Source organism: Streptomyces sp. NPDC002130 (genome assembly GCF_040296465.1).
In the GTDB taxonomy this organism is placed as follows: Bacteria; Actinomycetota; Actinomycetes; order Streptomycetales; family Streptomycetaceae; genus Streptomyces.
In genome coordinates, this window is record NZ_JBEOXI010000020.1 from 1 (window position 1) to 15,477 (window position 15,477).

9 protein-coding genes are annotated in these 15,477 nt (G+C 72.8%); 8 read left to right on the plus strand and 1 reads right to left on the minus strand.

What is annotated here, in order from left to right; all coding sequences use genetic code 11:
* Positions 1-315 precede the first annotated feature (315 nt).
* The 7 genes from ABT116_RS06035 to ABT116_RS06065 all read left to right on the plus strand — a co-directional run bounded on the left by ABT116_RS06035 (position 316) and on the right by ABT116_RS06065 (position 10,667).
* Positions 316-2,004 carry an ATP-binding SpoIIE family protein phosphatase gene (locus ABT116_RS06035; protein WP_351628453.1) on the plus strand — a complete coding sequence of 563 codons (1,689 nt, stop codon included), beginning with the start codon at positions 316-318 and terminating at the stop codon, positions 2,002-2,004.
* A gap of 88 nt (positions 2,005-2,092) precedes the next feature.
* Positions 2,093-3,643 (plus strand): sugar ABC transporter ATP-binding protein, encoded by a 1,551-nt coding sequence (locus tag ABT116_RS06040; RefSeq protein ID WP_351628455.1) that lies wholly within the window; start codon positions 2,093-2,095, stop codon positions 3,641-3,643.
* Entirely contained in the window at positions 3,643-4,698 is a 1,056-nt protein-coding gene (locus ABT116_RS06045) for an ABC transporter permease (RefSeq protein ID WP_351628457.1), read from the plus strand. The genes ABT116_RS06040 and ABT116_RS06045 overlap by 1 nt, the downstream gene beginning before the upstream one ends.
* 46 nt (positions 4,699-4,744) lie before the next feature.
* A complete protein-coding gene (locus tag ABT116_RS06050; RefSeq protein WP_351628460.1) occupies positions 4,745-5,908 on the plus strand; it encodes a substrate-binding domain-containing protein in 1,164 nt (387 codons plus the stop codon).
* A 166-nt stretch (positions 5,909-6,074) separates the two neighbouring features.
* Complete coding sequence (locus ABT116_RS06055) at positions 6,075-7,181, plus strand: NAD(P)/FAD-dependent oxidoreductase (RefSeq protein ID WP_351628463.1); 1,107 nt, start codon at positions 6,075-6,077, stop codon at positions 7,179-7,181.
* Between the two features lie 132 nt (positions 7,182-7,313).
* Positions 7,314-8,717 carry a cytochrome P450 gene (locus tag ABT116_RS06060; RefSeq protein WP_351628465.1) on the plus strand — a complete coding sequence of 468 codons (1,404 nt, stop codon included), beginning with the start codon at positions 7,314-7,316 and terminating at the stop codon, positions 8,715-8,717.
* Between the two features lie 468 nt (positions 8,718-9,185).
* Entirely contained in the window at positions 9,186-10,667 is a 1,482-nt protein-coding gene (locus ABT116_RS06065; RefSeq protein WP_351628551.1) for an MFS transporter, read from the plus strand.
* 26 nt (positions 10,668-10,693) lie between these two features.
* Here ABT116_RS06065 and ABT116_RS06070 read toward each other — a convergent pair whose 3' ends face one another.
* Complete coding sequence (locus ABT116_RS06070) at positions 10,694-11,785, minus strand: SGNH/GDSL hydrolase family protein (protein WP_351628468.1); 1,092 nt, start codon at positions 11,783-11,785, stop codon at positions 10,694-10,696.
* A gap of 256 nt (positions 11,786-12,041) precedes the next feature.
* Between ABT116_RS06070 and ABT116_RS06075 the strand changes: the two genes are divergently transcribed.
* Positions 12,042-15,470 carry an NACHT domain-containing protein gene (locus ABT116_RS06075; RefSeq protein ID WP_351628471.1) on the plus strand — a complete coding sequence of 1,143 codons (3,429 nt, stop codon included), beginning with the start codon at positions 12,042-12,044 and terminating at the stop codon, positions 15,468-15,470.
* Positions 15,471-15,477: the final 7 nt, after the last annotated feature.

Genomic DNA, 15,477 nt, shown 5'->3' on the forward strand with positions numbered 1-15,477 from the left:
ATGGCCTCCACCTCGTAGCGCTGCGGCGTGAGCGGGTGCTCGGCGCGGGCGAGTTCGGTGAGGGTGCATTCCGCTGTCTCTGGCGCAGCAGAGTATGTGGGTGCTCAACCAGATGGACACCGACGCCTCGACCTACAACATCCCGATGGCGCTGCGTCTGGCACCGGCAGCGGTCGGCGTCGCGGCGAGTCCGATGCCGCCGTCCCGGGCGGCGGGGCCCGGGGTGTTCCCGAGCCCGACGGGGCCCTCGCGGCCGACGGAGGCGGGAGCGCCGCGGGCGGGCAGTCCGAGGCGGCCTTCCCGGCCCGGGGTCTGGTGATGCTGGGGGAGCCGCAGGTCGGGGCCTACGCCCTCGCGGCGCGCCGCCGCCTGGAGCTGCTGTCCGAGGCCAGCACCCGCATCGGCACCACCCTGGACGTGCGCCGCACCGCCGAGGAACTGGCCGAGACCGCGGTCCCCGGACTGGCCGACTTCGTCACCATCGACCTGCCCGACGCCGTGCTGCGTGGCGAGGAGTCCGCCGACCCCCTCGCCGACCTGCGCCGCACGGTCGTCCACGGCATCCGCGAGGGTCTGCCCTTCACGCCGGCCGGCAAGCGCATCGACTTCGGCCCGGCCACGCCCCAGCTGCGCTGCCTCAGCAGCGGTGAGGCCGTGCTGGAACCGGACCTGAAGGCCGCCGCGGGCTGGCTCGCCCAGGACCCCGAGCCGACCGCACGCCTGCTGGCCCACGTGCACTCCCTCATCGCGGTGCCCCTGCTCGCCCGCGGTGTCGTCCTGGGCGTCGCCTGCTTCTACCGCGCGGGGGGCTCCTTCGGCGACGACGACCGCTCCCTCGCCCAGGAACTGGCCTCCCGCGCCGCCCTGTCCATCGACAACGCCCGGCGCTACACCCATGAACGCACCATGGTCCTGGCCCTCCAGCGGCGGCTCCTCCCGCACGGCCTGCCCGACCAGGACGCCGTCGAGGTCGCCCACCGCTACCTGCCCGCCGAGTCGGACGTGGGCGGCGACTGGTACGACGTCATCCCCTTGCCCGGCACCCGCGTCGGTCTCCTCGTCGGCGACGTCGTCGGCCACGGCATGCTCTCCGCGGCCACCATGGGGCGGCTGCGCACCGCCGCCCGCAGCTTCGCCGAGCTCGACTTCCCGCCGGACGAGGTCCTCACCCACCTGGACAACCTCGTGGGCCGCCTCGACCGGGAGGACCCCGACGGCAAGGGCGCCGGCGTCATCGGTGCGACCTGCCTCTACGCCGTCTACGACCCGGCGGCCCAGACGTGTCTGATGGCCCGCGCCGGCCACCCGCCCCCCGCGCTCGTCCGCCCCGACGGCACCGTGACCTACCCCGACCTGCCGGCCGGGCCTCCGCTCGGTCTCGGGGGCCTGCCCTTCGACGCCGTCGAGGTCGACCTTCCCGAGGGCAGCCAGCTCGTGCTGTACACCGACGGGCTCATCGAGGACCGGCACCGCGACGTCGACGTGGTCCTGGAGCAGTTGCGCGAGGCCCTGGCCCACCCCGAGCGGGCCCCGGAGGAGACCTGCCAGGTTGTCCTGGACACCGTGGCGCCCGCGCACCCGCACGACGACATCGCCCTGCTCGTCGCCCGCGTCCACGCCCTGGACCCCGGCCGCATCGCCGCCTGGGAGCTGTCCGCCGACCCGGCTCTCGTCGGCGAGGTACGGGCGTCCGCCGTGCGGTGGCTGTCCGACCGGGGGCTCGACGAGGCCGCGTTCGCCGCGGAGCTGATCCTCAGCGAGCTGATCACCAACGCCGTCCGGCACGGCGCCGAGCCCATCCGGGTGCGACTGCTGTATGACCGGACCCTGATCTGCGAGGTCTCCGACGCCAGCAACACCGCACCGCACCTGCGCCGGGCGGCCAGTACGGACGAGGGCGGACGCGGCCTGTTCCTCGTCGCGCAGCTGTCGCAGAGCTGGGGCACGCGCTACCTGCCCGAGGGCAAGGTCATCTGGGCCGAGTGCGGGCTCGACACGGTGTGAGGCGACCATCGGCCGGGGGCCGGGGAGGCCACTCCCCACCGGAGCCACAGCAGGCTGAAAAATGCCCGGAATGCTGTAATTTGATCGAGTGCGCGACGCTCCCGACACGCCCCCGGAGACGGCTTCGCCCTTCGGGCCGGAACCCCTGGTCCGGATCCGCGGACTCAGCAAGCGGTTCGGCGGCACCGTCGCGCTGGCCGGCGCCGACCTCGACGTCCATCCCGGCAGCGTCCTGGCCCTTCTCGGGCCCAACGGCGCCGGGAAGTCCACCCTCATCAAGATCCTCGCCGGAGTCCACCACGCCGACGCGGGGCAGGTCACTGTCGCCGGGGAACCCCTCGGCAGCCCCACCGCCGCCCGGGCGATGTCGTTCATCCACCAGGACCTCGGTCTCGTGGAGTGGATGACGGTGGCCGAGAACATCGCCCTGACCACCGGGTACGGGCGCCGGTCCGGGCTGATCTCCTGGCGGCGCACCCGCGCGCGCTGCGCCGAGGCCCTGCGGGTCGTCGCCGCGCACCTCGATCCGGACACGCCGGTCTCCGATCTCGCCCCCGCCGACCGCTCGCTGGTGGCGATCGCCCGGGCCCTGGCCGCCCGCGCGCGGCTGATCGTCCTCGACGAGCCGACCGCCCGCCTGCCCGCTGCGGACTGCGCCCGGCTCTTCCGTGTCCTGCACGACCTGCGTGACCGCGGACACGCGGTCCTCTACGTCAGCCACCGCCTGGACGAGGTCTACCGCGTCGCCGACACCTTCGCCGTCCTGCGCGACGGCCGGCTGGTCAGTCACGGCCGGCTCGCCGAGCGCAGCCCCGCGCGTCTGGTTCACGACATCGTCGGCGAGACGGACGGACCGGTCGCCCGCCGCCGTGCCGGAACAGCGGCCGGCGCACCCCCCGTCCTGACCCTCGACGGCGTGCGCACCGCCCGGGCCGGGCCCGTGACCCTCGAACTGGCCGCCGGGGAGGTCCTCGGCCTGGTCGGCCTCTCCGACGCCGGGCACATGGACCTGGGCCGCGCCCTCGCCGGTGCCCGCCCCCTCCTGGACGGGCGGGCCGTGCTGCACGGACGGCCGTACCACCCCCGTACGGTTGCGGAGGCCGTCGCCCTCGGGGTCGGCCTGGTGCCGGGCGACCGGCTGCGGGAAGGCTGCCTCGCCGAGCTGACCGTGCGGGAGAACCTCCTGGCCAACCCCCGCGCGGGAGGCCTGCCCGCACCGCGCTGGATCGGCCCCGGCGGCGAACGGGCCCGGGCCGCCGCCCTGATGGACCGCTTCTCGGTGCGCCCCCGCGACAGCGAGACGCCCATCGCCACACTGTCCGGCGGCAACCAGCAGAAGGTCATGCTCGGCCGCTGGCTGCGGACGGACCTGCGGCTGCTGATCCTGGAGGAGCCCACCGCGAGCGTCGACATCGGCGCCAAGGCCGCGATCCACGACCTGCTCCACGAGGCGCTGGAGGCGGGCCTCGCGGTGCTGCTGCTGTCGACCGACTTCGAGGAGGTGGCGAGCGTGTGCCGGCGCACCCTGGTCTTCGTGCGCGGAACCGTGACGGCCGAGCTGAGCGGCCCCGCGCTCACCGTCGCCGGACTCACCCGGGCGGCCTCGGCCATGCCCCCGTCCCCGGCCGGGCACCAGTGATGCCCCCGGCCCGGCCGCGACGCCGTCCCGGCGGCCACCACATCGGCGCCTACGGCCTGCTCGCCCTTACCGCCCTGCTCTACCTGGCCTTCTCCCTCGCCCTGCCGGACACCTTCCCCACGCTGGACACCCTCGACTCCATCCTGTCCAACCAGTCGATCCCGGCCGTCCTCGCGCTCGCCGCCATGGTGCCTGTCGTCACCGGCGCGTTCGACCTCTCCATCGGCTACGGCCTGGGCCTGGCCCATGTGATGGTGCTGCAGCTCGTCGTCAACGAGGGCTGGCCCTGGCCGCTCGCCTGCCTCACCGTGCTCGCCGGAGGGCTGGTCGTGGGCGTCCTCAACGGTGTCATCGTCGAGTTCGGCCGGATCGACTCCTTCATCGCCACCCTGGGTACCGGCAGCATGATGTACGCCGTGACCGGCTGGATCACCGACGGCGGCCGGATCGTCCCCGGCCCGCAGGGCCTGCCCTCCGGGTTCACCGACCTCTACGACTCCTCGTTCCTCGGCCTCCCGGTCCCCGCCTTCTACGTGCTCGCCCTCGCGGCCGCCCTCTGGCTGGTGCTGGAGCGGCTGCCGCTCGGCCGGTACCTGTACGTCGTCGGGTCGAACCCGCGCGCCGCCGACCTCGTGGGCATCCCGACCCGCAGGTACACCGTCTACGCGTTCGCCGCCTCGGGCCTGATCGTCGGCTTCGCCGGGGTGCTGCTCGCCGCCCAGCAGCAGATCGGCAACCCGAGCGTCGGCCTCGACTACCTGCTGCCCGCCTTCGTCGGCGCCCTCCTCGGCTCCACGGCGATCAAACCCGGCCGGCCCAACGCCCTCGGCACCGTCGTCGCCGTCGCCGTGCTAGCCGTCGGTCTCACCGGCATCGCCCAGCTGGGCGCCGAGTTCTGGACGGTCCCGCTGTTCAACGGCGGCACCCTGCTCATCGCCGTGGGCCTGGCCGGATACGCCGCCCGCCGCCGGCTGCGCGGCGGCGCGGCCCGCGACACGCCCGCCGCGCCGCCCCCGTCCTCTCCCGCGCGGGAGGGCGGCACGGCCCCGCCCTGACCCCTACGGCTCGCCCCGCCGCGTCGATCCCCTCACTGGAGCTCCCGTGCACCACACCCGCAAGGCCGCCCCCGCAGTCCGCGCCGCGCGGCTCGCCTCCTGCGCCCTGCTGGCCACGGTCGCCGTCCTCACCGGCTGCGAACGCGGCTCCTCCGACGACACGGACGAGAGCACCACCGGCCCGAGCGGCTGCCCCGCCGTCCACACCCGGGCCCGGGAAGCCGTCACCCGGGCCGAGCGGACCGACATCCCCTGGGGCGGACCCACCAGCGGCCCCCGGGCGGTGTCCGGCAAGACCCTCGTCTACGTCGCCCAGACCATGACGAACCCCGGTGTCGCGGGCGCGGCCGACGGAGTGCGCGACGCCGCCCGTGCCATCGGCTGGAACGTCCGGGTGATCGACGGCGGCGGCACCCCGGCCGGAATCCAGGCGGCCATGAGCGAAGCCGTCGCCCTGCGGCCCTCGGGCATCGTCATCGGCGGGTTCGATCCCGACTCGACGGCCCAGCAGACCGCCCGGGCCAACGCCCAGGGCATCCCGCTGATCGGCTGGCACGCGGTCCCCGACCCCGGCCCCAGCCGCCGGCCCGACCTCTTCACCAACGTCACCACCCGCGTCGAGGACGTGGCCCGCATCAGCGCGCAGTGGATCATCTCCGACTCCAACGGCCGCGCCGGGGTCGTGCTCATCACCGACGCGTCGATCCCCTTCGCCCGGAACAAGTCCGACCTGATCCGCGAGGAACTGGCCGACTGCCAGGGCGTGCGGCTGCTCTCGGTGGAGAACATCCCGATCCCCGACGCGAGCAGCCGTACCCCCCGGGAGATCTCCTCCCTGCTCTCCCGCTTCCAGGACCGCTGGACCCACTCCGTGGCCATCAACGACCTGTACTTCGCCGACGCCGCCCCCGCCTTCCGCGCCGCCGGTGAGAAGGGCTCCGGCCCGCCCTTCAACATCGGGGCCGGGGACGGTGACCCGTCCGCCTTCCAGCGCGTCAACAGCGAGCAGTACCAGGCCGCCACCGTGCCCGAACCGCTGTCCCTCCAGGGCTGGCAGATCGTCGACGAGTTCAACCGCGCCTTCTCCGGCCGCCCCGACAGCGGGTACGTGGCCCCCGTGCACATCGCGACGGCCGACAACAGCGAAGGGGCCACGGCCTGGGACCCGTCGGGCTACCGGGAGTCCTACCGGAAGATCTGGGGGAAGTGACGGCCGCTCAGGTGACGATCCCTTCACGGAACATGCACGGAACCCCGGAATCCCTTTAACTTTCAATCGCTACTGTCACGTCAGTCGAGTGGCCGCCGGGGGCCGATCCGAGCGGGGCCCGTCCGCGGCGGCCCTCGCTCCCCTCACCAGGTACAGGAGACTCGGTGTGCATGACGGCGACGTAGTGGTGATCGGCGGCGGCTACGCCGGTGTCCGGCTGGCCAGGCGGCTCGACGGCACGGCCCGGGTCACGCTGGTGGACCGCAAGGAGGTCTTCTTCCACCGCATCGCCTCCCTGCGCGCCGGGGTGCACCCCGAGTGGACGCACGCGCCCTTCATCCCCTACGACCGGCTGCTGCGCCACGGCCGCCTGGTCACCGGCAAGGCCGTCCGCGTCGACACCGCCGAGCGGCAGGTCGTCCTCGCCACCGGCGAGCGGCTGCCGTACGACGTGGTCGTGATCGCCACCGGCGCCGACTACCCCGAGCCCGCCCGCTTCACCGGCACCACCACCGAAGAAGCGGCCAAGTCGTTCGCCGAGCACCAGCGCGACGTCGCCACGGCCGAGCACGTCCTGGTCGTCGGCGGCGGCCCGGGCGGCGTCGAACTCAGCGCCGAGATCCGCCTCGCCCGCCCGGACGCCCGGGTCACCCTCGCCCACTCCGGGTCCGCGCTGCTCGACTCGGCGGGCACCACCCGCCCGGGACGCAAGGCCCTGGCCTGGCTGGAGTCCCACGACGTGGAGGTGCGGCTCGACTCCTTCATGTCGCCCGGCACGGAATTCGGCACCTACCGCGACGCCCGCGGCACGATCGTCGAGGCCGACCTGTCCTTCTGGGCGACGGGCACCACCCCCAACACGCTCTGGCTGCGCCTGGCCGGACACGGCGACTGGCTCAACGCGGCCGGCCGCGTGAAGGTCGACCCCACGCTCCGGGTGGAGGGCAGGCCGGACGTGTTCGCCGTCGGCGACGTGAACGACGTCAGCGAACTCAAGGTCACCCCGGCCGCCCTCGCCCAGGCCGACACCGCCGCCCACAACATCCGTACCTACCTGCGAAGTTCAGGCAAACACCGCAGGGAACCGCGCCTCTACCGCCCGACTCGGCGCACCCCGCTCATCGTGCCCTTCGGGCCCGCCGACGGACTGACCGTGCTGCCCGTGCCGGGCGGCGAGTCCGCCGTCCTCGGCAGCCGCACCACCACCCTGGCCAAGGCCAAGAGCCTCATGACGCCCTACATGCGCCGTCAACTCGGTTACACGGCCGCCTGACCCGGACCGGGCCGTCCCCGCCACCCACCCCCGGCCGTTACCCGCGAGTTCAGCCTGGGGTAGGGTCCCCACCGTTTCCGGCTACCGGCTGATGGTGTGCCGGTACAGGGCGTGTCGGAGGGTGGCAAGAGGATGGAATCCCAGCGGGGTGACGGCGGATCCGTGGACCTGGAGGGCACGGGACTGGAGACGCTCGCTCCCGAACCGCTGCTGACCAGGGACTACGAGACACGCCCCGCGCTCGTGTACGAACGGCTGCGACAGCAGCACGGCCCGGTCGCGCCGGTCGATCTGCTGGGGGTGCCGGCCTGGCTGGTCCTCGGTTACCGCGAGTCGCTCCAGGTGCTCCAGGACGACGACGGATGGCCCAAGGGCCTGGAGAACTGGCGGGCCCGCACCGAGGGCAGGGTGCCGGCCGACTGGCCGCTCGGACCCTCCCTGGAGGTCAACCACATCCTGATCCAGGGCGGCCCCGGCTACCGGCCGCTGCGCAGCGCGTGGGACGTCGCCCTCAAGCCCTTCCAGGACCCCCGCCACCCCCAGGCCAAGCGCCTGAAGTCAGCCGTCACCGCCTACGCCGACGAACTGATCACCCTCGTCGGACAGGGGGGAAAGACGGGCGTGGCGGACCTGTCCGCGCAGTTCTCCCGGCCGCTGCCGCTGATGGTGGCCAGCCATCTGCTGGGCTTCCCCGGCTCGCAGGGCGACGACGCGCTGATGGACATGTGGCGCGTGCTCGACGCGGGCCAGGACGCCGAGGCCGCGCTGGAGCGCCTGCTGGCGACACTGGCCGAACTGGCCGCGCTGAAGCTCCAGAAGCCGGGCGACGACTTCCCCTCCTACCTGCTGGCCGCCCACCGGGACCTCTCGCTCGACCAGCTCGCCCGCGAGCTGTTCATGCTGCTCGGCATGACGTCCGACCACGTCGGCATCCTCATCTCCAACACCGTCGTGGAGGTCATCTCGGGCGAGGGCAGCGTGCGCGCCAGCCTGTCCGCCGGGATGGTGAGGGAAAGCATGAACCGGGTCGTCATGCGCAAGCCGCCCCTGGTCAACTTCGTCCCGCGTTTCGCAGCCCGGGACACCCCCCTCGGCAACTACACGATCAGGGCCGGCGAGCCCGTGTGGGTCTCCCCGGGCGCCGCCCACGCCGACCCGCTCTTCGCCGACCACGTCGCCTCGGGCACCACCATCAGCACCCGGGCCCACCTGTCCTGGGGAGCCGGGCCGCGCCAGTGCCCGGCGCGGGAGCTCGCCTCCGCGGTCGCCGCGGCCGGGGTGGGGCGCCTGTTCGAGCGGTTCGACCACCTCGACCTCGCCCTGCCCGCCGACCAACTGCCGTGGCGCTCCTCGCCGTTCATGCGCGGCCTGCGCTCCCTGCCCGTGCACTACGAACTCGCCTCCGCGCCGCCCCCGCGGCCGTGGGCGGACGACCCCGCACCCGGGGTGGCCGAGGATGTCCTGCCGGACCCGTCCGCCCGGCAGCGCTCCTCGCTGTGGCGGTATCTGACGGGCCTCATCCGCGGGGGCCGCTGAGCTGCGAGGACCGGAGCCGAACACCCGGGCCGCATCGGCGTTCCGCACGGTCCCCGGGATGACGCCTCCACACCGTACGCGTGACGAAAGGTGCTGGTCGGCGGCCCACCCGTGCCGGGATGCTCGTGTCGGATCCCGGGACCGGGCACGAGGGTCCGGGGCGCGCCGCGTCGATCCGGTTGCGGCCACCGGTCTTCCGCGTGATCGCCGACAGGTGGTTGCCTACCGTCGGCGGGCAGCCGCAGCACCTTCCTCGTGCGGGTCAGCGGATCGGCTCCCGCGTCCAGCGCGAACTCGGGGTCGAGGAACCGCTGCCCCCCGACCAGCCGCTGCCGGGCCGACGGTGATCGATTGGTGGGGCGCGAGGGCCGGGCGTACCGTCGAACGGTGGACACCGCAGGCAGCAGCCCGCAGCCGGCTTCACCACAGACGACCACCACCAGGGAATCCGGTGGTGGCGGAAGCACGATGGCACTTCTCGTCATCGCCTCGTGCCAGTTGATGGTGGTCCTCGACATCACCATCGTGAACATCGCGCTGCCCCACATCCAGAGTGCGCTGGACTTCTCCACCACCAGTCTGTCCTGGGTGGTCAACGCCTACACCCTCACCTTCGGCGGTCTGCTGCTGCTCGGCGGCCGGGCCGGCGACATCCTCGGCCGGCGGCGCGTCTTCATCTTCGGCGTGCTGCTCTTCGCGCTCGCCTCGCTGCTCGGCGGATTCGCCCAGAACTCCGGCCAACTCCTCGGCGCACGCGCCCTGCAGGGCGTGGGCGGCGCCATCGCCTCCCCGACCTCGCTCGCCCTGATCAGCACCACCTTCCGCGAGGGGCCGGAACGCAACCGGGCCTTCGGGGTCTTCGCCGCGGTCTCGGCCGGCGGCGGCGCGATCGGCCTGCTCGCCGGAGGCATGCTGGTGGAGTGGCTGAACTGGCGGTGGGTGCTGTTCGTCAACGTGCCCATCGGCCTGCTCATCGTGCTCGCCACACCGCGCTTCATCAGGGAGTCCGAACGCCACCCCGGGCGTTTCGACATCGCCGGCGCACTCACCTCGACCGCGGGCATGGTGCTGCTCGTCTACGGCTTCATCAGAGCAGCGCAGGAAGGCTGGCGCGATGCCCTGACCGTCGCCTCATTCGCCGGGGCGGTCGTGGTCCTGGCGGCCTTCATCATGATCGAGCGGCGTTCGAAACAACCCATCACGCCGCTGCACATGTTCGCCGACCGCAACCGTGCGGGCACCTACGGCATCATGCTGTGCCTGGCCGCCGCCATCTTCGGCATGTTCTTCTTCCTCACGCTCTTCGTGCAGGACGTGCTCGGGTTCAGCCCGCTCGCGGCGGGACTTGCCTTCCTGCCGGTCAGTGCGGTCATCGCCGTCGGAGCCGGACTGGCCTCGCGGTTCCTGCCCATCTACGGGCCCAAGCCGTTCATGGTGGTGGGCGCGATCCTGGCGGCGGCCGGCCTGGCCTGGCTGACCCTGACCGACGTTCACTCCACGTACGCGGGCAGCGTCCTCGGCCCGATGCTCGTGTTCAGCCTGGGCATGGGCATGGAGTTCGTGTCACTGACCCTCATGGCGCTGTCCAACGTGTCCACGCCGGAGACCGGTGCGGCCTCCGGGCTCCTCAACGCCACCCAGCAGGTCGGCGGCTCTCTCGGCCTGTCCATCCTCGTCACGATGTTCGGCACGGCCAGCACCAACGAGGCGAACCGGCAGGTCCCGGACTTCCTCCGGCAGGCGACCCCGGCCGAACGCATCCGCTTCGAACAGACCGGGCAACTGCCCAAGCCCTGGTCCGACGAGGTCCTCACCGCAGGTGTGTCGGCCGCCTTCATCATGGCGGCGATCTTCACCGCGGTGGCCGCGCTGATCGCCCTGGTCGTCATCCAGGTCCGCCCCTCGGACCTGGAACGTCTCAAGGGAGGAGCGGGCCCCGGCCCGATGTGAGACCCGCCCCCTGACCTTCAGGCCCGCTACGAGCCGATCCGCGCCGCGATGACCGGCGCCAGCCGGTCGGCGATGACCCGGTGCCCGCGGTCGTTGGGATGCACCGAGTCCGTCAGATCGCCCGACCCCAGCCAGCCGGTCGTGTCGACGAAGGACACCCGCGTGTCACCCGCGGCCACGGCGGCCTTCACCGCGGCCTCTGTCTGCGGGACGAACCGCCCGCGGAACGTCTCCAAAGCGAAGATCCACGCCTGCGGATACGCGGCCCGCACCTTGCGCAGCAGGCTGCTGTACGCCGACTGGAACTGCGCCGCACTCACCCCGTGCCCGACATCGTTGGTGCCGAGATTGATGACGACCGCGTCGGCCCGGTAGCGGGAGAAGTTCCAGTCGGGCGTCGCCGCGTTCGGGTTGAGCTTGGTGAACTGCCGCTCCAGCCCCACGCATCCGTCCGCCGCGGCGACCAGACATGCCCCGCCCTGCGCGATCTGCGTGTGCTCCACGCCCAGCCGCTCCCCGATCAGCCAGCCGTACGCGGTACGGGCGTTCTGCGAGCTCGTCGTGCCCACGGTGATGGAGTCGCCGACGAACTCGACCAGCTTGGCCGGGGCCGGTGGTGCGAACGTCGTCGCGCCACTGTCCAGGACCAGACCCTGGAAGACGGCGTCGCCCTTGTAGGACCCGGCCACCACCTGGTAGTTGACCTGGAGCGTGTGGTTGCCGGGGGCCAGGGCCGTCGGGGTCAGGTTCACCGTCCCCCTGACGTCGTCGTAGAACCGCACCGGACCGTTGTCGATCCGCGCCCACAGGTCGATCGTGTTCCGTTGCTTCAGCTTGACCGTCCGGCCGGTGAAGCCCGCCCGGTAGTAGGCACCCGCCCAGTACGGGGTGTAGGCGGTGGTCGAGCCGGTGGTGTCCCAGCGGCCGACGAACTTGATGTTCGGGTCGCCCGGCTGTCCGGGGGCGGCAGCCGTCACCGTGGTGCCGGTGAATCCGGGCTGCGCAGCGGCGGCCTGCGCGGGCGAGCCGTCCGCCCAGGAGAGCAGGCAGGCCATGAGCACGGCGGCGAGGAGGGCCGGCACGGCGTGTCTCGGGAAGGTGTGGGGGGAGGTCTGCACGGGATTCCCTTTCACGTAGGGATGGACCGCAGGGATGGGCTGGGAGCGCTCCCATAGGCGGCCGTTCGAGGGAAGCAGTGAAACGGTTCAGCGTCAAGCACGCGGCCGTTGAGGGGAGTCGAGGCGGAAGCACCCGGCTGCCGCTCGCGCGGCACTGGCGCCATACGGCCGGGTGGCGGGTGCCCGCGGCGCTTCCGTCGGGTGAATCCGAGGCCGCCCGTGCCCGAACCGTCCCGCACGGCGGAAGCCTCACAGGGTGAGCGAAGGAGGAGGAGCACCGCACCGGCGGCTCGGGCGGGTGCTGCGCGACGGGCTCGGGGTCCGCGGTGCCCTGCACCGGCGCCGGCTGATGCGGCAGGGCTACGACCGCACCAGGACCTGGCGGGTCCGCAAGAACGGCGGGTACGTGGCCCTGCTGGTGCTGACGTTTCTCGGGGCACTGCTCCTGCTGTTCCTGGCCATCACGGCCCTCATCACCCTGCCGCAGGAGAAAGGCTTCGAATCCCCCGTCCGATGGATCGACCAGCAGTGCAAGGCGGACGGTTTCAGCTGCACCGTCCTGCAGTCGCTCTTCATGCCGTTCCTCACCCTCGCCCTGGCGACCGTCACCTATCTGTTCTTCCGTTTCAGGTATGTGCGCCGGGCCTACGTGCGCAAGGCACTGGAGGACCCGCACGAGCTCGTGGAGACCGCGGGCGGCATCTTCGGGCGGGTCGTCGGCCGCGACCAGCTCTGCTCCGTCCTCATGGAGGACCTGCGCGACCGCCGCTTCCGCCGTACGCACGTCGTCGTCGGCGGCATCGGCACCGGCAAGACGGCGCTGGTCGTGCTGCTGACCCAGCGGCTCGCCGAACGCGGGGCGGTGCCCGTGCCGCTGCGGCTGCGCGCCGCCGACACGAAGCTGGACTTCCGCGAGCTGGCCTTCGAGCGCTTCTGCCGGGAGGTGCAGGGCACCATCCGCTCCGGCGCGGAAGCGGAGAAGGTGTGGCGGCGGCTGAGCCAGCAGGGGCGGATCGTGGTGCTCGCCGACGGTCTGGAGGAGGCGCTCACCGGCGGCGACCTGACGGAGGAGCGCGACACCATCATCCGGCTGGCCATCCGCCGTGCCAACGAGGAGGGCCTGCCGCTGATCATCACCTCCCGGCCGCACGATTCCCTGCGCGGCATGGAGGCCTCGCTGACCGAACTGGAGCCGCTGAGCGAGGAGGCCGCCCTCACCTACATCTCGTCCGGGGGCGCCGGGGAGGACCGGCAGCGGCTGGACTGGATCGTCGAGCGGGCGGGCATCGCCGAGGCCCCGACCTACCTGGAGATCGCCGCCGAACTGCACGAGCAGGGGCTGCTGGAGCGCGCCCTCAGCGTCCCGACGGAGGAGGAGGCGGTGGAGACCCGGGGCGGCGACCGGGCATCCCTGCGGTTCCATCTGTTCGAAACCTGGCTCAGCGCCCTCATCAATGGCCGCTTCCGGCCGCACCTGCCGCTTTCCCCGGAGGAGCGCCGCTCGACCGTCCACTACCTGTCCGCGCTCGCGTGCGTGGGACTCGCCCTCGACACCTCCGAGGTGCGGTTCGCCGACGTGGTCGACGAGCAGGACCCGGGCCGCTCCCGCTTCCCCGAGATCGTCCGTGAACTGGCCCGCAGGGTCGGCGACAGTGGCATCGACCTCAGGCTCGCCGCCCACTGGGGAGCCCGGATGGAGCTGGTCGAGCTGGGCGGCGACCGCGTCCGTTTCCAGCACAGTGTGATCCAGGCCCAGCTGGGGGCCCGTTTCCTGAACGCGGTGATCCACCCCGACGTCCCGGCAGAACCCCGGGAGGGCTCGTTCTTCCCGGCGGCCCTGCAAAGACCGGGCCGGGAGCTGCTCATCGCCATGGTGCTGCACTCCCGGCTGCCCGACGGCGCGTGCGTCCACGAGGAGCCGGGCGCGGCGGGTCCGGACGGGACGTGCTGGTGCCCGGTGAGCGCTGCCCGTGACCTGCTGATGGAGGCCGCCTGCCAGGCTCAGACGGCCCGCAACTCCGGCCCCGGCGACGGCGACCGGCAGGAGGTGCGTCCCCTCTTCGGCCGCACCCTGCACAGCAAGGCCCTGGAGCTCTATGCGGCCGCCCTGGAGATCGACAGCGTCGACGCCGAGCCGGAGCAGCACCTGATCGCCATGCGGCTGTGCACCTCCTGGCCGGACCTGCGGGCCCGCGACCCGCACACCCTGCAAACCGCCAAGGCCCTGCTCGTGACCCGGTTCGGCGAGGCCATGCGCGGAGTCGCCCAGCGTCAGACCCTCCGGCCCGCCTACCTGGAACTGTTCGAGATCGCGCGCCTGGAGCCCTCGTACGCCGTCCGTCTCGCCATCGCGCAGGAGATCGGCGCGGGCGGCGACCTCGCCTTCGAGGCGCTCCAGCCCAGACTGCGGGGACCGCAGGTGGTGGAGAGCGGACGGGTGGAGCGGGAGTCCGACTGGACGGAGGAGATCTGGGGCGGCCAGCAGCCCGAGGTCGTCGGCGAGCGCGAGAGCCGACGCCGCCGGCACGGCGAGGGCCAGGTCGCCCGTATGAAGCGGGAACTGAAGGAACGTGAGCAGCAGCGGCGTCAGGAACGCCGGCGGGAGCGTGAGGACCGCGAGGCCGAGGAACGGCAGTGGCGGGACAACACCCTGTGCGCCTGGCTGGTCCCGCTGCTCGTCGGCTCGGTCACCACCCACCGGCACCAGGACACGCCGTACGCCTTCCTGGAGAGCTGGGTGCGCCGCGTCGGCATTCCCGAGGACAGCCCCAACGCGCGCGCCGGACTCGACCTCAACGTGGAGGTGGCACTCGCGCAGGGCTTCAAGTACGCGGCGAACCGGCGGCACCGTCATCCGCACGCCCGGTCCGAAGCCCGCGAGTACCTCAGCGAGCAGGCCTGGGACATGCTCAAGCGCACCCGCTTCTGGTTCACCCGCCTCACACTGCTGCACGCGCTGACCCTCTGGGACCTGCCCGACGGCGCCACGGCCCCCCGCCCGGCGAGCGGCCACGGTTCCGACCCCGCCCAGCAGGTCCGTCAATGGCTGGCCCGGCCGGACGGCGAACCGGAGCACCCCTTCGTGACGGCGGCCGGGAAGCTGTGCGTGTGGGCGCTCGAGACCCGGCAGCCCGAACGGTTCCTGTGGGTCGACGAGTCGGGCGTCGCCGCGCACGTCGGCTCCCAGACGGCCCGGGGCGAGGCCCGCAAGCACAACCTCTGGATCCCGCCCTCCACCGGCTGGAGCGCCCTCCACCCGAGCGCGCAGCAGCTGCTCGCCGACGTGCTGCTGCTGCTCAACCTGGCCGAGCGCGGCGACTGGCCCACCGACCGCATCCGCCGCCTGCAGCACACCGCCCGCCCCGACCTGCCGCCCTGCCTCACCCTGGACCGCAGCCCGCTCGACCCCGGCCGTACCACCGTCCGCACGGCGTCCTCCCAGGCGGGCTCCAACTGCCGCGACGACTGCGCCTTCGAACTGTGCCCCTACCCGCCCAAGGGCCTCGACGGCCAGCGCGTCGAACTCGGCGAGGCCTTCTGCCGCGCCCAGGCCACCCTCCTGTCCCCCTCCCGCTCGGGCCTGCACCCCAAGGCGTCCTGGCAGCGCCGTACGAGCACCGCGCAGTTGCGGGCGTTCTGGGAGTCGATGGGGCATCGGGCGCAGCACAATGCGCGGCCGCGGTGAAACGGGC

Bases quoted from the DNA above. Each gene is read 5' to 3' on its own strand.
- ABT116_RS06045 (WP_351628457.1), top strand. From the start codon at position 3,643: ATGCCCCCGGCCCGGCCGCGACGCCGTCCCGGCGGCCACCACATCGGC.
- ABT116_RS06060 (WP_351628465.1), top strand. From the start codon at position 7,314: ATGGAATCCCAGCGGGGTGACGGCGGATCCGTGGACCTGGAGGGCACG.
- ABT116_RS06065 (WP_351628551.1), top strand. From the start codon at position 9,186: ATGGCACTTCTCGTCATCGCCTCGTGCCAGTTGATGGTGGTCCTCGAC.